Below are 17,018 nucleotides of genomic sequence, written 5' to 3' on the forward strand. Positions count from 1 at the left end.
AGAAGTGTGCGGTTGCACAGGACTTAAGGTGTCGCGCGGTGCAGTGCGAGCAGCACTCGGGCCGCGTCCTTGGGCCGGGTGATATCAAGGCCGGTGAGCTCAGTAACGTGTCGCAAGCGGTTGAGTACGGTGTTGCGGTGGCAGTGCAGAGCTTCGGCGGAGTCCTTGATGGACCCGCAGTCCAGGTAGGTGGTGATGGTCAGGTACAGCGGCGCGTTGTTAAGGCGTAGCTCGGCCATTGTCTGCGTCAGCTCTGTCATGCCGCTGGCCGGAAAGTCTGCGATGGCGTCGCCGGCGACGGCCCAGAGTGCATCGGGTGCCTCTGTCAGCTGGCTCAGTGGGCCGGTGGAGTCGAAGATGCGCGGCGCTTGCTGCGCCGCCGCGCGAACTCCGGCTAAGCCGATGACGTCGCGGAAAAGTATGCCCGAGATCGTCGTCAGCCCTGCGCCGGTGTCCTTTGCGGTCTGTTCGCTGGGCCTTTGGTCTCTAGGCCAGAAGGCGACGAACATCCCGCGCACGCCATGGCCAAAGGCTTCGCCGGAGGAGATGGGGGCGTCGAGAAGCGTGCGCAATTCCACCGCCGCGGTGGGGTGGGCCACCACGACGTCGAAGTGGGTGTCAGCATCGATGTTGAGTGCGCGGGTGATTTCCGCGATGCCGAGCGTGCCCAGGGACTCGGCAGCGAAGAGTCGTTCCAGGTGCCGGGCGTGAGCGTGGTGCACGTTGTGCTGCCCGCGCGCCTCCTCCAAACGGTAAGCATCGCGGACCACGAGGTTGTACATCGTCACAACCGAATGCACCTGTGCCACATGGTCGATGAGGATCTCTTGGTCGGCGCCGGCGGCACGGCGGAGGTGTTCCCAGAGGACCGTGAAGTCGAGCTGGATGGCGTCGATGAGCGTGGCCAACTCCACCCCCTGGTGCGCGCGCCGGCGGCCCAGGCTTTGCGCATGGGCGCGAAGATCCTCCTCATCCATCGCGCCGACCAGCACGTCAGTGATGCGCGCGAAGACCTCGAAGGCGGTCAGGCGCAGCTCATCTTCGCTCACTAGGGAGTCGCCGTAGCGGCCGGAACGAGTGAAAGCGGCGAGGAAATCCTCCACCAGCCGGGGGATGGTGCCGTGGACCTCCGCGACGATGCCGCGCCAGCGTTTTTCGTGCATATGCACAACGCTACACGCTTAGCGATGGTGGATTGCCCTGCAGGTAGCGAGGTGGCTCACCGATCTGGCTAGCATGTGGTGACAAACACAGCACGGTCCCCGTGCAGTTCGTCAGAGAAGCAGGAGGACGCATGATCACGCGCATCGACAACGCCCACATCCTGACCCAGGATCCCGCGCGGCCGGTCACGGATGCGGTGGCCTTTGCCAACGGCCGCATCCTCGCGGTGGGGGAGGCCGCCCGTGCCCTGCCTGCTGAGCAGGTGTGGGATGCCGGTGGGCGCACGCTGACTCCTGGCTTTAATGACGCGCATTCCCACACCGTGTGGTTTGGCCAAACGCTGCTGGAGGTGGATCTATCCCAGGCCACAACGCCAGAGGATGTCTACTCTGCATTGCACGAGGCCGAGCCCAACCCCGACGGCTGGGTAGTGGCCGCAGGGTTTCGCCCCTCCGGACTGGACGCGCCGGTGGAGATTGCGCAGCTTGACCGCGCCACCGGCGGGGCTCCGCTGCTCATAAAGCACAACTCGGGCCACGCCTACACGGTTAACACCGCGGCACTGCGCGCGGCGGGCGTCGACCCTGCCGACCCGCCCGAGGTGGAAGGCGGCGAGTTCGTTCGCGATGCCGACGGGCACTGCACCGGGCTGCTCGATGAAAACGCCATGCGCGCTATCCAAGAGGTGACCTTGCCGGAATCCGGCGAAGAGATCGCCCGCGCCTTAGAGCTGGCCACGCGCCGTTACCTAGAGCGCGGTCTAACCTCCGTCACGGACGCCGGGGTGGCCGGCGGCTGGATCGGACACAGCCCGCGCGAGATTGCCGCCTATCAAAACGCCACCCTGCATACCCGCATGCAGGTGATGGTGACCATGGATGTGCTCCACGAGATTTCCGGACATGCCTCCGACGGCCCCGGCTGGGGCCTCGACGGCGGCCTGCGCACCGGCTTCGGTGATGAGTGGCTGCAGATCGGCCCCGTCAAGATCTTCAGCGATGGCTCCCTACTAGGTACCACCGCCGCACTCACGAAGAATTACGCCTGCTGCTCCCATCACGGATACTTCCAGGGCGATCCGGAACAGATGCGCACCCGTGCGCTGCAGGCGGCTAATTCCGGCTGGTCCTTGGCCATCCACGCCATCGGCGATGCGGCGGTGGATTTTGCGATAGAGACGCTGGAGGAGGCCGTCGACAGGCACGGCGCGCCAGCGATGCCGCACCGCATCGAGCACGGCGGCGTGGTGCGCCCTGACCAGATTGAGCGCCTGCGCGGCAAGCCCATCGTGGTGGTTCCGCAGCCGCTGTTCATCCGGGCTTTCGGCGACGCGATGGCGGATGCCCTCGGCCCGGAGCGCACCGCGTGGAGCTACCCAGGCAAGCGGCTTCTCGACGCCTCCCTCATCCTCCCCGGCAGTTCCGATCAACCCGTGGCGCCCGGGGTACCCCTGGAGGTCATGCAGGCCTTCGTGGAGCGGCGCACCGCCTCGGGCCGGGACTATGGGGCGGAGGACCGTTTGACCCCAGCCGAGGCCCTCTACGCCTACACCGCAGGTTCGGCCGCGGCGACGGGCTGGGCCGGGCGCAAGGGGCAGGTGATGCCGGGGCAGCTGGCGGATTTCGTGCTGCTTTCCCAGGACCCGCTGAATACTGACGATCTATCCACCATCGACGTGGCCGCCACCATCGTGGGCGGCGAGCTGCGCTACGGAAGTTTTTAAGGAGTAGAAATGCGAGCAACCACTAACGAACAATTCCTGGCCGATTTCCAGGCCATGTCCGCCAACGGCGCCACTCCGGGGGGCGGCGTGGAACGCCAAGCGGCGAGTGCCGGCGATAACCTCAACCGCGCCTGGTTCCACGAGGTCCTGGAATCCCTCGGGGCGCGCGTCATCTACGACGAGATTGGCAACCAGTACGGTCTCTTCGAGCTCGCCCCCGGCGCCGAGTACGTGGGCCTGGGCTCGCACCTGGATTCGCAGCCCTTGGCCGGCCGTTTCGACGGTGCTTATGGCGTGCTGGCAGCAGCTCATGCCGCCGGGCGCGTGGCGCAGCCAGGGGTCAAGGCGCGCTATAACCTGGCGGTTATCAACTGGTTCAACGAGGAGGGCTCGCGCTTTGCGCCTTCCATGATGGGCAGCTCCGTGTTCGTAGGGACGCTGGCGCTTGACGACGCCCACTCCGCTACCGACCTCGCCGGCGTCACCGTCGCACAGGCCCAGGAGGAAGCCGGCTGGGCCCCGCGCGGTGAAGCTCCGAAGCTCGCGGCCTATGCGGAGATCCACGTCGAGCAAGGCAAGGAGCTTGAAGCCGCCGGCAACACGATTGGTCTGGTCACTGCCACGTGGGGCGCGAAGAAATTCCAGGCGATTGTTTCCGGTGAACAGGGCCATACCGGCTCTACTCTGATGGCCGATAGGAAGGACGCACTTTTTGGTGCCTCCCTCATCATCTCTTCCGTGGAGCGCCTCACCCACGAATTCGAAGAAGGCCAACTGCAGGCCTCGGTCTCGCAGCTGACGCTGGAGCCAAACTCGCCGGTGACCATCGCGCGCGAGGTGCGCTTCAACGTGGATGTGCGCTCGCCGTCTACGGAGGTGCTGGACAAGGCCCAAGCACGCCTGCAGGAGATCATCGCCGCAGCAGAGGAGGAGTCCCGCACCTCAGTCGAGCTATCCCCGACGCATGAGTGGGCTCTCAACCCCTACCCGGCCGCCGGCGTCGCGCTGGCCCGGGAGGTGGTAGAGGAACTGGGCTACTCGCACCAGGAGATCTATACGGTGGCCGGCCATGACTCGACCAACCTCAAGGAGGTGGTGCCGACGGTCATGCTCTTCATCCCGTCCGTCGACGGCATCTCACACAACGAAAAGGAGTTCACCACGGCGGAGGACTGCGTGGCGGGTCTGGACGTGCTGACGCACGTGGCGCAGCGCCTCGTGGAATCCGGGTGCGGGGAGGGCTAGGTGCCCCTGCGCGCCGCCGCGCAAGACGCGCTAGTTGCTGTAGATCCTAGTCGTTATCGCTCCACGGCTCGTAGCCAAAGGCCTGTAGCGCAACCTCGAATCCGCGCTTCATCGCGGTGAGCTCTTCCTCGCTGAACTCGTAGGTGCGTAAGCGCACTGGGCCGGTAAGCGGGACGTGGAGCAGGAAGCGACGGCCTTCTTCGGTGATGTCGCACAAACGGCGGCGCAGGTCCTCCGGATCGTCGTTGAGCGCAATGAGATCATCACGCACTAAGCGCTTGACGGCCTGCCCGATGGTGGCGGGTTGCCAGCCCAGTTCCTTGCGCAGCTGAAGGATCGGGATGGGGCCCTTCTTATCGATGAGCCGCAGAAGCGAAAGATGGGAACCGGTGATTCCGTACTCGCGGCGCGCTTCTGTGTCGAACCTGGCCCGGGCGCGTTCGAAGCGACGGTACTCCGCGATGGTCTCAGCGATTAGATCAATATCTGTCACGTAATCAAGCGTAAAAGTTCGGGGAGGGAATCTGCAACCGAGTTCCAAGAACACACTTTTAGCCACCTTATTGGTGTTAGGCGGGGGTAATATAAAGGAAATTTATGCCGCTAGTCGAAAGTGTTTGATCCATCCAGCGGAAGCGGCGGTAAATAGCAGATGAAAAGGACTTTTATCGGGTTCGGAATGCAAGAGGCGGCTGTATTCTTTGCCCGTCCGCGGGGGTGAGTTTAAAAACTGGTGACACGAGACGCAAATGTGACTATTGTTAACGTGCAGTCAATCTTTGGCTCCCTACATTTTGTATGACTCCTAAGGAGAATCCATGAAGATTTCCCGTTCCCTTGCTGCAGTAGCTCTGTCCGGTACCCTCCTCCTCGGCGGCACCACCGTTGCAATCGCCCAGATTCCGGACGCAGCAGACAGCATGGAAGGCATTCCGATGCCGGCAACCATCGAGGCTGATGGCGTGACCTACATCAAGAAGACGAAGACTGGCAGCAATGGCGAAACGGAGGTGTACTACGAGTCTGCAGATGGCAAGCAGCTCACTGCTTTGCAGGTAAAGGATCTCCGTGACAAGCGTGATGCTGCAAAGGAGTCTGACTCCGAGTCCTCCACCTCTGAGACGACGAGCGCCGAGGCTTCCGCGTCGGACACGACCACCACTACCAAGGCCACTGACCCGGCGGGAAGCGAGACCTCTAAGACCTCCGAGCCGAAGGAATCTCCCACGAGCTCGAGCGCGACCTCGTCCTCCAAGGCTTCTGAGGAGACTCCTACCTCCGCAACCTCGTCTGAGTCTGAGTCTGCAGAGCCGACTCCGACCAAGACCGCGGAACCAGGCGACAAGAAGAGCTCCGCTGAGGGTGTACTGTCCTCCAAGGATGGCAAGCCGACTCCGCTGGCTATCTTCGGCATCGTTGCCGGCGTTCTCGCTGCCGTTGCTGCTGCCTTCCCGGCTATCGCGAAGGCCCTGAACCTCAACATCAAGCTGCCTTTCTAGGCTAAGTAGCTTCTAGGTTCTTTTTGCCCCTGCCTCGTTGAGGCAGGGGCTTTTGTCTTGGGTTAAACCGGCGCGGTTTCCTGTAATAAGAACTTCAGCGCCCGGGCCGCTCACACTGAGGGCCACAGGGCGCTGAAGTCTCTCTATCTCTCTCTGTGTGCGTTCTCTCCAACGCACGACATACAGTATGCAACTGATCGGCAGACAATGTGAAGCTTAGACACGCCTAAAAGCAGAGGTGAGCTGTGAGTCTGCTGTGCTGGTTGAATTCCGCTGGTTATCGCCACCAAGACGCAATGGAGTCTGTGCGGGGAGTTGCCCCCCGGGGCTAATAATCGGGGTTATGGAGAGCCAAAATCGGAGGGATTAATGGGGCGTTGTGAGCGGGGGAGCTTTTCCACCACAAGGCGGTAGGAGTCCGTCACAAGTTCGGTAAGAAGCTGCGGGGTGAGGTGGGGATCTGGGTGTACGGACACCCAGTGCCGCTTGTTCATGTGGTAGCCGGGTGTGATGAAGGCGTGCTCGCTGCGCAGCGCTTCGGCGTCCAGGGGCTCGGCTTTGAGGATGGCCTGCTGGCGGCCAGTTACCGCGGTGAGGAGGAGGAAGACCTTGTCGCGCACCTTGAACACGTCCCAGTCAGGGCCGAAAGGGTGCGTCAACGTGGCGCCGGGGAGTTCGGCGGCGCGGGCGCTAGCGCAGGCATGGAGATCCAGTGGAGAGGAATTCATGTGAACCAGGCTAGGTGAAAACACCGTTGGGCCCCTCCCGCGATTCCTCGGGGAGGGGCCCAACGGCGTCTCTATCAAGTTCCTCCGATTATCGGCCACTGGCCGCCCTCCGGAGGATGAGGGGTTCTCTCTCTCGCATGCGCTCTCTCAAACGCACAACACAGAGTATGGCGGCCTGTGCTGGCATCGCCATGAACTCCGCCTGGCAGTTTTCTGCTAGTCGATTGTTTGCTAATCAAAGCGCGCGGTGCGCTTCTCCAGAAATGCCGTGACGCCCTCCTTGTGGCCAGCTGAGGCCATCTGCGCGTACTGCGTCGGCTCTTCCCAGGTGAGCTGTTCATCGAGCTGCCCCAGAGCCGTGCGGTTGATGGCCTCCTTGGCTTTGGCCAGGGCATCGCGCGGTGCGATGTGCAGGCGTTCTGCTACCTCCAGTGCAGTGGCCAGTGCGTGGCCTTGGGGTGCGCGTGTGGTTACGAGACCTGCAGCCTCGGCCTCGGCGACGCCGAGCTTGTCTTGTAGCAGTGCCAGGGCGAGCGCGCGGTGGCGCCCCACGGAGGCGAGTGCGGTGAGGCTCACGCCGCCGTCAGGGATAAGGCCAATCTTGCCGAAGGGCAGCGTGAAGTAGGAGTCCTCGCCGGCCACGATGAGATCGCAGGCAAAAGCCAGCGAAGCACCCGCGCCAGCGGCCGCACCTTCGACCGCGGCGATGACGGGAATCTCGGCGGCCTGAATCTCAGCCACCAGTGCGTTGAGCTGGGGAAGCATGGTGGACTCGGCCGGGTCGGGAGTCTCGCCCGCAGCTTGCGCGGTGGCTGCCTCTTGCGCGGCGGCGACGAGATCCGCTCCGGCACAGAAGGCGGTTTCATCGCCGGTGATGATGAGGGCGCGGATGGCGGGGTCAGAGGAGGCGTCGGCAAGCGCGGCAGAGAGAGCCAGGCAATGGTCCTTGGCAATGGCGTTGCGGCGCGCGGAGTTATTGATGCGTGCGACGAGGACGGAGCCTTCGCGGCGGGTGAGGATGGCATCGGTCATGGTTTAGTCCTTAACAAGCTCGGTGAGGGAGGAAATGATGCGCTCGGCCTCAGCGGAGATGCGGGAGACGATTTCGGAACAGGGTGCCACATCGTGGATTAGACCCTGCGACGTTCCGCAGGTCCACACGCCTGCATCCAAATCACCGGTTTCGTAGACTGCACGGCCGCGCTTGCCTGCAACGAGGTGGCGGATATCCCCAAACTCGGCGCCCTGGGCAAGGCGCTCGGCAACCTCATCGCTTACAGCGTTCCTGGCCACGCGGGTGGAATTGCGCAGCTCGCGGAGGATGAGCTGGGTATCCAGCTCGCTGCGCTCCACGATGGTCTGCTTGACGTTCTCGTGCACTGGGGCTTCCGTGGAAGCCACGAAGCGGGTTCCCATGTTGATGCCCTCGGCGCCCAGTGCCAGGGCGGCAGCGAGCCCGCGGCCATCCGCGAAGCCGCCTGAGGCCACGATGGGGATGTCCAGCTGGTCCGCGGCGGCGGGAATGAGCACGAGTCCCGGAATGTCATCTTCGCCGGGGTGGCCGGCGCACTCAAAGCCGTCGATGCTCACGATGTCAACGCCAACCTTCTGTGCGCTCAGCGCATGCCGCACGGAGGTGCACTTGTGGATGACAGTGATGCCGGCATCCTTGAAAGCCGGCATGTGGTCCTTGGGATTATTTCCAGCGGTTTCTGCAATCTTCACGCCTTCCTCAATGATGACGTCGCGGTATTCCGCATAGGGCGGTGGGGTAATTGCCGGGAGCATGGTGAGGTTGACGCCGAAGGGCTTATCGGTCAGCTCGCGCGTGCGGCGAATCTCGTGGCGCAAGTCTTCCGGGGTGGGCTGCGTAAGCGCGGTAACGACGCCGAGGCCGCCGGCGTTGGATACCGCGGCGGCGAGTTCGGCGCGGCCGACCCATTGCATGCCGCCTTGGATGATGGGGTGAGTGATGCCGAGCATCTCGGTAACGCGGGTGGAAATCATGAGTGTTGTGCTCCTTGGTGGTGCGAAATTATGGGGGAGGAGGGTGAATGAAAAGGTGAATGGCTATTCGGAAAAATGGGCTTGCAGGCGGCCCCTGAGGTCATCGGGCAGGGCGATGGGGCGGCGCGCGGAGACGTCGATAAGCACCAGCGTCGCCGTCGCGAACACGCATGAGGCGCCGTCCTGGATGAGTTCGTGGGAAACCTGGTAGGAGGTGGTTCCGATGCGCGAGATCCACACCCGCGCCTCGATGGAATCGGTGTAGGTGAGCTCGGCGTCATACTGGACTTCGAGGGATCGCACCACGTGAGCATAGGAATTGGTGGCAATTGGGCCGCTCAGTTTGGCGGCCGCACGGACGCGCGCTTCCTCTAAAAGCGTGACCATCGTGGCGTTATTGACGTGGGCGTTCGCGTCCTGGTCGGACCACCGCAAGGCAAGGGTTATCGGGATGGCGTTGGCGGGCGCGCGCATTGTTCCTCCTGGGGCGAGCGGGTAGAGTGATGCGTATTACTATACATACGAATTGTGGTTCGTTGCTCGAATCGTGAGGAGAATGCCATGACAGATCTTCTGGGGATCGATGCTCTGCTGAGCGAAGAAGAAAAAGCTACCCGTGACCGCGTCGCCGCACTGGTGGATGAGCACATCCGCCTGCACGTGGGGCAGTGGTATGAGGACGCGGTGCTGCCGGAGTCCATCTTCCCGGTGCTGGCGGAGGCTGGCCTGTTCGGGATGCATCTGGAAGGCTATGGCTGCGCCGGGCGTTCCGCGGTGGAATACGGGCTGGCCATGCAGGAGCTGGAAGCAGGAGACTCCGGTATCCGTACGGTGGTGTCAGTACAGGGCTCGCTGGCGATGTCGGCGATTTATAAGCACGGCTCGGAGGAACAGAAACAGGAGTGGCTGCCCAAGATGGCAGCCGGTGAGGTCATTGGCTGCTTCGGCTTGACAGAGCCGACCGCCGGTTCGGACCCGGCAAGCATGGTGACGGTGGCGCGCTACTGCTCCGGTGAATGGGTGCTGGACGGTGCGAAGCGCTGGATTGGCCTGGCGAGTGTGGCCGGGGTGGCCATCATCTGGGCCAAGGTTTCTGAGGAGGACGCGGCGGCTGCCGGGGCGGAGGCGGGTGTGCGCGGGTTCATCGTGCCGACGTCCACGCCGGGGTTTAGGGCGACGCCGATTACCCGCAAGCTGTCCATGCGGGCGTCCATTCAGTGCGATATTGAACTGGAAGGCGTTACTTTGCCCGCTGACGCTCTGCTGCCCAAGCATCCGGGACTCAAGGGGCCGTTTATGTGTTTGAACGAGGCTCGCTTCGGCATTAGCTTCGGCGCTTTGGGCGCGGCCCGTGATTCTTTGGAGGCGGCGCTGGCCTACGCGAAGGAGCGCAAGCAGTTCGACCGCTCGCTGGCGTCCTTCCAGCTCACCCAGCAGAAGCTGGTGGATATGGCGGTGGAGCTGAACAAGGGGCAGCTGCTGGCGCTCAACCTGGGCCGCGCCAAGGATGCGGGCACGCTGGAGCCCCACCAAATCTCGGTGGGCAAGCTAGCCAACTGCCGCACTGCGATCGACATTTGCCGCCAGGCCCGCACCATCCTGGGCGGCAACGGTATCACCGCGGACTACTCACCGCTGCGCCACGCCGCCAATCTGGAATCAGTGCGCACCTACGAGGGCACCGATGAGATCCACACGCTGATTCTGGGGCGGGTGCTGACGGGGGAGCAGGCGTTTAGCTAACCGCGTGGCGTCGTACCGGTGAGGCCATACGGGCTCCACTGCGCAGATGGTCTTATTCGTTTGGTCCCTCTACTTTGGTCCCTCATCTGGGATGAGGGACCATCTGTGTGCTGAAAACCAGAGAAAGATGGTCCCTTCACTCTGCTAAGAGACCAGAGTAAAGGGACCATCTAAAGAGGAGAGGCTAAGCAGTGCGGGCGCCGTGTTCGGGGCCCGCGCACTGTCTTGCACTCAGGCCTGTTCACAGGCACTGTGTCGCGCTGTTTAGTTTCTGGGTGTCTAGCTTCTGGTGTCCTTCGGCTTCGGGGCGTTCGGATCGATCGGGCGGCCGTCAGCATCCAGATCGTTGAGCTCGGCCAGCTCGGTGAAGTCGGCCTGGGCGTCGGCGAAGCCCTCCTCCGGATCGATTTCATCGAAGTTGCGGATGGTGCCGTCGCGCTCGTCCTTGAACATGTCCTTGCCATAGACGACGAGCACCATGATGATGCCGGCGGCGAAGCCCCACGCGGCACCCTGGGTGGCCAGCACGCCGGCGGTGACACCTGCGATGCCAAGATCCTTCTGGTTCTTGGACTCCATGATGCCCACGCGCACCGACACGAAGCCCTGGATGATGAGAGTCAGCGCCAGACCCACCGGCAGGATGGGCTCGACGAAAGAAGTAATCGGCAGCAGCAGGAGACCCACGTTGGTACCCCAACGGAAGGAGCCCGCGCCGCCAAAGATGGTACGCATGGCGCGCTTGCCCTGCTTGTAGCGCTCGACGATGACCACGTGCATCGCCGCCCACAGCGGGCCACACATAGCGACGTCTGGGCCGATGATGGACATCAGCATGTTGCGGCCACCGAAGAGCAGGTGTGCGCGCGACGGGCTGTACACCACGGCCTCGTCCGTGCGGACGTGATCGGCTTCCTTAAGCACTGCGTTGGCCTGCAAGACGTCACCGAAGACGACGAGGTAGGCGGCCAGCACCGTGGGGATGGCGGTGAGGAACATGTGTGCCGGCGGAAGACCGATCCCGAAGACGGTGTACTCAGACCACAGGGTCATGAAATCTGGTTTGGAGAAACCCCACTCCACGTCCGGCCAGGGAGCCTCGCCAGCTAGTGGTGCGACGAAGACCGCGACGAAGATAGCAGGCAGGATGCCTAGCGAAGCCAGGAAGCGCCAACCGGCGGCCTTCTGTCGTAGGGCTTGGAAGCCACGGGAGTACATGAGGAAGAAGGCCACAGCCACCGCGATGGTGATCGTAATGGGGAAGGAGTGGAAACGCCCGCCTTCCTGGAACACCGAGATGATGGCGGCGATACCGGCGCCAAGGACGATGCCGGAGCGCAAGCCCGAGGGGATGAGGCGGACGACCTTCGATGCCCATCCCGTTATGCCTAGCGTTAATGAGAATATGCCCAGCAAGAGCTGGAAGCTGATGAGCGCCCACACACGCTGCTCACCCTCCGGGAAGGTCTGGATGTAGACCGTCAGCAACGGAATCGCCGGGGTAATCCAGCCCGGGACAACCGGGTCGCCCAAGAGGTGGTGGGTGAGGTAGAGCAGGCCGTTGAGCATAACGACGGCCAGTGCCGCCTCGTAAGGCATGCCGAGGGCCTCAGTCATCAGGGGGATAGCGCCCAAGTCCACCACACACATGAACAAGCCTTGGGCGAAGTCCGGCCACTCCATGCGGTAGTGCACGAAGGGGAGGCGGACATCGAAGGGCCCCATCTTCCAGTGGGGTGAAGCTTGACCGATGCCCTGCTCTTCGGGTTCGGTGGTTTCGGCCATGACGGCCTCCTTTCAAAGAAAAGGGACCAAGCCCAGCGGGCGTGAAGCACGCGGGGCTTGGTGAGGAAAGGTGAGAGGTTCGTTGAGGTTTAGTGCTTGAAGTTTAGTCGAACCTTGGTTAGTCGAACTCGATGATCTGGCGCAGTGCTACACCGTCGGATAGGCGGTCCATGGCGGTGTTGATGTCCTCGAGTTTGATGTGGTCGGAGATGAGGGCCTCAGCGTTGAGCTTGCCCTCACGCCACAGCTGCTCGTACTTCGGGATGTCCTTCGACGGGACGGAGGAGCCCAGGTAGCAGCCGTGGACGCGGCGCGCCTCGGCAGTCATCACCAGCGGGTCGATGGTGATGGTGGAGCCCGGTGCCGGCAGGCCGACGGTGACGGTCAGGCCACCCGGTGCGGTGACCTTGTAGGCGGTTTCCAGTGCCTTCGGGTGGCCGGCGGCCTCCACGACAGCGGTGAACTTCTTGCCGGACTCCTCAGCTTCCTGTGGGGTCATCGCGGAGGTAGCGCCGATTTCGATGGCTTTCTCGCACTTGTCCTTCTGCATGTCGATGCCCACGATCTCCTTCACGCCGAGCGCAGCGGCGGTAATGATGGCGGCCATGCCAACGCCACCGAGGCCGACGACGGCGATGCTGTCCTCCGGCTTTGGATCGATCTCGTTGAGCACGGCGCCGCCACCGGTGAGGATGGCGCAGCCGAGAATAGCGGCGATGTCCGCCGGGACATCGGAGCCCACTGGCACGACGGAGAGCTCGGAGACCACGGCGTGGGTGGCGAAGCCGGAGACACCGAGGTGGTGCTGGATCGTCTCACCGTTGCGGGTGAGGTGGCGGGTGCCGCGGATGAGGGTGCCCTCGTTGTTGGTCTTGGAGCCGACCTCACACGGCATCTTGCCGTCGGTCTTGCAGCCGGCGCACTCACCGCAGCGCGGGAGGAAGGTCATGACCACGTGGTCGCCGACCTTGACGTTGGTAACACCCGGGCCGATCTCTTCGACGATGCCGGCGGACTCGTGGCCCAGCAGCATCGGCAGCGGACGGGGGCGGTTGTTGTTGACCACGGAAAGGTCAGAGTGGCACAGGCCAGCAGCGGTGATCTTGACCAGGATCTCGCCCTCGCCGGGAGCGGAGAGCTCGAGCTCGCTCACGGTGATCGGCTTGGAGTCGGCGTAGGGGCGCTCGTCGCCGGAGCGCTCCAGAACGGCGCCGCGAATGGTAATCGTGTCAGACATAGATACCTCCAGACATGAGATGGGGTTAATGCATCGCAATGTACGCCACCGGGCGTTAAGGAGGGGCGGAACGGTATGGGAAAAACTACACCGGGCCGTTAAGCGGATGGGGAATTCTCTACCTGCTGAGGGAGTGGGCGCGCAACGCCACAAAGACATCGAGGCCGCGCTGGCCCACGGCCCACTCCTCACCCATGAGCTCAGCGATCCGATCGAGGCGTTGGCGCACTGTGTTGGGGTGGATGAACATCGCCCGGGCGGTCTGCGGAATGCTGTGCCCGGAGAGCAAGTAGTGGTGCGCGGTAGCGGTCAACTCGGTGGAGTGCTCCTCGTCGTAGCGCACCAGCGGGCCGATGGTGCGCGTGGACAGCGCGTTCAGCGCCTGCGGGTCCGCGCCCAGGATGAGGCCTACCGTGCCCAGGGAGTCCTCGGTGACCAGCTGGCCGCGCAAGCCCAAAGCGAGTGCTGAATCCAGGTAGGCCATGGCGGAATCGTGGGCGCTGCGCGCGGAGCTTAGGCCGTCGAAGCCGATGGCAGAGACCGTCAACTCAGGGAATTCAGACAGCAGTGGGGCCAGCGCCTTATCGATATCCCGATCCGGTTGGTACAGCACGCACACGTGTTGGTCGTGGTGCGTAATGGCGGCGTTACCTGGCAGGAGGTGCTCCAGCTGGGGGCGGGTGGGCAGGTTCTTGGCTGAGTGCAGGCCTACGAAGTACAGCTGTGCCGAAGAGTTCAGGCTGATGCCTGTGAGGTGGCGCAGACGGGCGATCTCCTCGCGCCCGGCGTTGCCTAGTGCTACGGCGTAGACGAGGTCGTCGACTTTGCGCGCGGTGGCGTCGACAAGCGCCTCAGCAAAAAGCGCAATCGCTGTAAAGGCTGCGGAGGCGTGGCTGATGACGCGCAGTTCGGCGTCGCTGAGCTCCTTGTCCACACCAATCGTGCCCAGCGCCCGCCCGTTAAACTCCACGGGGAACGTGCTGGTTGGGGGAGTGTCCGGGGCATCCTCCGCGGTCCACAGCGTGACCGGCGCATCGAGGCTTTTAGCTAGCACGCGCTCGAGCTCCTCGAAGCTGGGATTGTTCATCAGCACGTGGAGCAGCTGCGTGTTGACGTCGTTGAGCCACTGCAATTCGTCCACGTGGCGGCTCAGCGCAATTTGGGAGCGGGTAAGCTCCGCGACGGATTCGCCCTGACTCTCAATGACTTGGGCATTCTCCAGCGCCACGGAGGTAATAGAGCCGAGCACCTCGAGCGCTGCGATTTCCTCGTGCGTGTAGTGACGCGGGTGGCGATCCCCCACGAGAAGCGCGCCGATGGTGCGCCCAGAAATGCGGATCGGGGCGCCGAGGATCCCGCGGATTCCTTCGGCTTCTACCGCACGGTCCACGTAATCCACGTGCGTGACGTTGGGATCCACAGAATGGTCATAGGTCCACGCCGGGCGGTTAGTGGCGGCCACGATGCCGAGGATTCCGGAGCCCATCGGCATGTTGATGGTGCGGAATTCCTCAGTGACGACACCGCTGGTGGCCAGCACCTTGGTAAAGCCGGTGTCCTCATCGTTGAGGCTGAGGTAGCCCACCTCCGTGCCGATGGTGGAGCGTGCGTGGCGCACAATCGCCTGGAGGATGTCGGTGGATTCGCGGCCCGAGTTGAGCATCTGGGAGACGTCGAGCAGTTTCGTCGACATCACCCGCCACGTGTGGTTGGCGCGCATGGTTTCCTCAACGGCCCGAAGCGCGCCAAGCTCCTCGGCCGGCAATTGCTCGCGCAACTCGTCGGGGACACGGGTGCCGCTGGCGAGGTGGGAGAGTACGGGGCCGAGGAGAGACATGCCCCCTAGCTTAGGGGGCTAGCCGGGGCGCTACCTACTTCCAGTGGGAAGAGGAACGCTTGGCCATCTGCTCGCGGTACTGCTGGGTGGTGGTGGGCAGGAGCTCACCGGTGGCCCAGTCGAGGATGACGCCGTAGTGGCGGACCAGGTCGAGCTGGTCCAACTCGCCGGCGTTGTAGCGCTCAGCCACGGACTCCGGGGACTCCGCCAGCTTGTCCAGGCGGGTAGAGCGCAGCTCCTCACGCAGCTTCGCGGTTTCCTCCTCGTCGAGCTCGTACTCGTCGATTTCCGGGTCAACGGGGCGGATGACAACGCCGTAGTCCTTGGCGGCACGGCCCACGGAGACGTAGCCATCGATGACGTCCTCCAGCACGGCCTTCGGGTCGCGCTCCAGGGCATCGCCGAAGCCGCCGCCACCGGCGGAGGGGCGCTCGAAGGTATCGCCCGGGCCGACCGGAACATTGGAGAACAGCGCGCCGAGGTACTGCTCATCCGGGGTGCCGCGGTTGAGCCACACGCCCTGCGGGATGGACGGCAGACCACCCTCGATGCCCCAGGTCACGGAACGCGAGCGGTCACAGCAGTAGCTCATGACGGTCTTGTTCGCGTCCGTGAGCACACCGCCCTTGGTTACACCCACACCGCCGCGGAACTTGCCGGGGCCCGCCGAGTCAGTCACCAGGGCGTGGTGGCTGGTGATAACGGGGGAGAGACGCTCCTGGCCTTCGACCGGCTGGACCGCCAGGCCCGGGCCGAAGACCGGCGCGGTGGCGGAGGAGCCATCGCGGTCGACGCGGCCGCCCCAGCCGCCAGCCATCCAGTCGTACCACATGAAGAACTCGCCCTTGTCCTCTGGTTTCTTCGCGTCACGCGTATCCCAACCACCGATGAGCAGGTACTCCAGGTTGAAGGCACAGGCCATGGCGCGCTCATGCATGAGTTGGGACCACAGCTCGAAGACCGCGTTCATGATCTTCTCGAAGGGGCCGGAACAGAAGCCGGTCACCGCGTGCGGCATTCCGGCGTTGACCACGGTTCCCTCCGGGCCTAGGTCGATGTCCATGGCGCGGTAGAGGCCGGAGTTAAGCGGCACGTCGGGGAAGAAGGTCTTGGTGCCGGCGACGATTCCGGAGAACGCGGAGCCATAGCCCGCGTTGAGGAAGCTGGCCACCGCCGGCGCGGAACCGTCCAGCGAGTAGGAGAGGCGTCCGCCCTTGATGCGCATCGTTACCTTGATGGGAACGAGGCCCTCTTCCTTGGCCGGGTCGAGGTCGATGTAGTCGATGGTGGACCACTCGCCGTCGTCAAGCGCGGCCACACGGGAGGTGACGATGTCTTCCACGTAGTCCTGGACCTCCCGCAGCGCGGTGCGCACGGTGTCGAAGGAGTACTTGTCCACGAGGCGGTGGATTTCGCGCTCACAGACCGCGGTGGCCTCGGCCTGGGCCTTGAGGTCACCCATGACGATCTCGGGGCTGCGGGTGTTGCCAGCCAAAAGCTTGGCGACGTCCTTGAGGAACACGCCCTTGGACCACACACGCACCGGAGTGATGCGCAGGCCCTCGGTGTAGTAGTTGGTGGCGGACACATCGAAGGAGCCCGGGACGGAGCCGCCGGCATCAGCCCAGTGGCCCTTGTTCTGCGCGAAGGCCAGCAGGGTGCCCTCGTAGAAGATGGGGCGCAGGAAGGACACGTCATTCATGTGCGTGCCGCCCTGGTAGGGGTCATTGATGGCGAAAACATCGCCTTCGTGGATGTCATCGCCGAATTCCTCGAGCACGGCCTGGCACTGGAAGTGCAGCGTGCCCACGTGCACTGCGATGTCCTGGTCACCCTGCATGACGGTGTTGCCTTCGGCGTCGCAGAGCGCGGAGGAGAAGTCGCGCGAATAAATAACGAAGGAGTAGCAGGTACGAAGAATCTGCTCGGACATGAGGTTGACCGAGGTGGCAAAGGCGTTCTTGAGCACCTCGAAGGTAACCGGGTCGAGCGTACGGCGGCTGGAAGAAGACGGCGACGGCTTCTGTGGCTGTGTCTGAGTAGTAGTCAT

Annotated in this window: 13 protein-coding genes and 1 pseudogene; 4 read left to right on the forward strand and 10 right to left on the reverse strand. The window is 63.6% G+C overall.

Annotated elements, in window-relative coordinates; translation table 11 throughout:
• Nucleotides 1-23: 23 nt before the first annotated feature.
• Complete coding sequence (locus HMPREF2635_RS08160) at nucleotides 24-1,163, reverse strand: PucR family transcriptional regulator (RefSeq protein ID WP_070821563.1); 1,140 nt, start codon at nucleotides 1,161-1,163, stop codon at nucleotides 24-26.
• Between the two features lie 131 nt (nucleotides 1,164-1,294).
• Here HMPREF2635_RS08160 and HMPREF2635_RS08165 point away from each other — a divergent pair, with 131 nt between their 5' ends.
• Both HMPREF2635_RS08165 and HMPREF2635_RS08170 read left to right on the forward strand, forming a co-directional pair.
• Nucleotides 1,295-2,887: an amidohydrolase gene (locus tag HMPREF2635_RS08165; RefSeq protein ID WP_070821564.1), complete on the forward strand. Its 1,593-nt coding sequence runs from the start codon at nucleotides 1,295-1,297 to the stop codon at nucleotides 2,885-2,887.
• Between the two features lie 9 nt (nucleotides 2,888-2,896).
• Complete coding sequence (locus HMPREF2635_RS08170; RefSeq protein WP_070821565.1) at nucleotides 2,897-4,132, forward strand: M20 family metallo-hydrolase; 1,236 nt, start codon at nucleotides 2,897-2,899, stop codon at nucleotides 4,130-4,132.
• 46 nt (nucleotides 4,133-4,178) lie between these two features.
• On the opposite strand, the gene HMPREF2635_RS08175 is transcribed toward HMPREF2635_RS08170, so the two are convergent.
• Complete coding sequence (locus tag HMPREF2635_RS08175) at nucleotides 4,179-4,625, reverse strand: MarR family winged helix-turn-helix transcriptional regulator (protein ID WP_070821566.1); 447 nt, start codon at nucleotides 4,623-4,625, stop codon at nucleotides 4,179-4,181.
• A gap of 325 nt (nucleotides 4,626-4,950) precedes the next feature.
• Between HMPREF2635_RS08175 and HMPREF2635_RS08180 the strand changes: the two genes are divergently transcribed.
• The gene (locus HMPREF2635_RS08180) at nucleotides 4,951-5,631 is read left to right on the forward strand and encodes a hypothetical protein (RefSeq protein ID WP_070821567.1); all 681 of its coding nucleotides are present in this window, start codon (nucleotides 4,951-4,953) and stop codon (nucleotides 5,629-5,631) included.
• Nucleotides 5,632-5,972: 341 nt separating this feature from the next.
• On the opposite strand, the gene HMPREF2635_RS08185 is transcribed toward HMPREF2635_RS08180, so the two are convergent.
• The 4 genes and pseudogenes from HMPREF2635_RS08185 to HMPREF2635_RS08200 form a co-directional block, all read right to left on the reverse strand.
• Entirely contained in the window at nucleotides 5,973-6,359 is a 387-nt protein-coding gene (locus HMPREF2635_RS08185) for an MmcQ/YjbR family DNA-binding protein (RefSeq protein WP_210401598.1), read from the reverse strand.
• 231 nt (nucleotides 6,360-6,590) lie between these two features.
• Nucleotides 6,591-7,391, reverse strand: coding sequence for an enoyl-CoA hydratase-related protein (locus tag HMPREF2635_RS08190; protein ID WP_049155992.1), 801 nt, complete (start codon nucleotides 7,389-7,391; stop codon nucleotides 6,591-6,593).
• A gap of 3 nt (nucleotides 7,392-7,394) precedes the next feature.
• Nucleotides 7,395-8,411, reverse strand: a pseudogene (locus HMPREF2635_RS08195) (NAD(P)H-dependent flavin oxidoreductase); the annotation flags it as partial.
• Between the two features lie 18 nt (nucleotides 8,412-8,429).
• Nucleotides 8,430-8,840 (reverse strand): acyl-CoA thioesterase, encoded by a 411-nt coding sequence (locus HMPREF2635_RS08200; RefSeq protein WP_070517814.1) that lies wholly within the window; start codon nucleotides 8,838-8,840, stop codon nucleotides 8,430-8,432.
• Nucleotides 8,841-8,927: 87 nt separating this feature from the next.
• Here HMPREF2635_RS08200 and HMPREF2635_RS08205 point away from each other — a divergent pair, with 87 nt between their 5' ends.
• Nucleotides 8,928-10,109: an acyl-CoA dehydrogenase family protein gene (locus HMPREF2635_RS08205; RefSeq protein ID WP_070517815.1), complete on the forward strand. Its 1,182-nt coding sequence runs from the start codon at nucleotides 8,928-8,930 to the stop codon at nucleotides 10,107-10,109.
• 279 nt (nucleotides 10,110-10,388) lie between these two features.
• On the opposite strand, the gene HMPREF2635_RS08210 is transcribed toward HMPREF2635_RS08205, so the two are convergent.
• The 4 genes from HMPREF2635_RS08210 to HMPREF2635_RS08225 form a co-directional block, all read right to left on the reverse strand.
• Nucleotides 10,389-11,894 carry a permease family protein gene (locus HMPREF2635_RS08210; RefSeq protein ID WP_070821570.1) on the reverse strand — a complete coding sequence of 502 codons (1,506 nt, stop codon included), beginning with the start codon at nucleotides 11,892-11,894 and terminating at the stop codon, nucleotides 10,389-10,391.
• A gap of 118 nt (nucleotides 11,895-12,012) precedes the next feature.
• Nucleotides 12,013-13,131 (reverse strand): alcohol dehydrogenase catalytic domain-containing protein, encoded by a 1,119-nt coding sequence (locus HMPREF2635_RS08215; RefSeq protein WP_070512342.1) that lies wholly within the window; start codon nucleotides 13,129-13,131, stop codon nucleotides 12,013-12,015.
• Nucleotides 13,132-13,249: 118 nt separating this feature from the next.
• Nucleotides 13,250-14,968 carry a helix-turn-helix domain-containing protein gene (locus HMPREF2635_RS08220; RefSeq protein WP_070821571.1) on the reverse strand — a complete coding sequence of 573 codons (1,719 nt, stop codon included), beginning with the start codon at nucleotides 14,966-14,968 and terminating at the stop codon, nucleotides 13,250-13,252.
• 34 nt (nucleotides 14,969-15,002) lie between these two features.
• Nucleotides 15,003-17,018 carry a hydantoinase B/oxoprolinase family protein gene (locus HMPREF2635_RS08225; protein ID WP_070821572.1) on the reverse strand — a complete coding sequence of 672 codons (2,016 nt, stop codon included), beginning with the start codon at nucleotides 17,016-17,018 and terminating at the stop codon, nucleotides 15,003-15,005.

The sequence above is a fragment of the Corynebacterium sp. HMSC035E02 genome, from assembly GCF_001836065.1.
Classification (GTDB): Bacteria; Actinomycetota; Actinomycetes; order Mycobacteriales; family Mycobacteriaceae; genus Corynebacterium; species Corynebacterium hiratae.

Excerpts from the sequence above, each read along its gene's own strand:
- HMPREF2635_RS08205 (WP_070517815.1), top strand. The coding sequence starts at position 8,928 with ATGACAGATCTTCTGGGGATCGATGCTCTGCTGAGCGAAGAAGAAAAA.
- HMPREF2635_RS08170 (WP_070821565.1), top strand. The coding sequence starts at position 2,897 with ATGCGAGCAACCACTAACGAACAATTCCTGGCCGATTTCCAGGCCATG.
- HMPREF2635_RS08210 (WP_070821570.1), bottom strand. The coding sequence starts at position 11,894 with ATGGCCGAAACCACCGAACCCGAAGAGCAGGGCATCGGTCAAGCTTCA.
- HMPREF2635_RS08220 (WP_070821571.1), bottom strand. The coding sequence starts at position 14,968 with ATGTCTCTCCTCGGCCCCGTACTCTCCCACCTCGCCAGCGGCACCCGT.
- HMPREF2635_RS08165 (WP_070821564.1), top strand. The coding sequence starts at position 1,295 with ATGATCACGCGCATCGACAACGCCCACATCCTGACCCAGGATCCCGCG.
- HMPREF2635_RS08185 (WP_210401598.1), bottom strand. The coding sequence starts at position 6,359 with ATGAATTCCTCTCCACTGGATCTCCATGCCTGCGCTAGCGCCCGCGCC.
- HMPREF2635_RS08225 (WP_070821572.1), bottom strand. The coding sequence starts at position 17,018 with ATGACTACTACTCAGACACAGCCACAGAAGCCGTCGCCGTCTTCTTCC.
- HMPREF2635_RS08190 (WP_049155992.1), bottom strand. The coding sequence starts at position 7,391 with ATGACCGATGCCATCCTCACCCGCCGCGAAGGCTCCGTCCTCGTCGCA.
- HMPREF2635_RS08180 (WP_070821567.1), top strand. The coding sequence starts at position 4,951 with ATGAAGATTTCCCGTTCCCTTGCTGCAGTAGCTCTGTCCGGTACCCTC.
- HMPREF2635_RS08215 (WP_070512342.1), bottom strand. The coding sequence starts at position 13,131 with ATGTCTGACACGATTACCATTCGCGGCGCCGTTCTGGAGCGCTCCGGC.
- HMPREF2635_RS08200 (WP_070517814.1), bottom strand. The coding sequence starts at position 8,840 with ATGCGCGCGCCCGCCAACGCCATCCCGATAACCCTTGCCTTGCGGTGG.
- HMPREF2635_RS08160 (WP_070821563.1), bottom strand. The coding sequence starts at position 1,163 with ATGCACGAAAAACGCTGGCGCGGCATCGTCGCGGAGGTCCACGGCACC.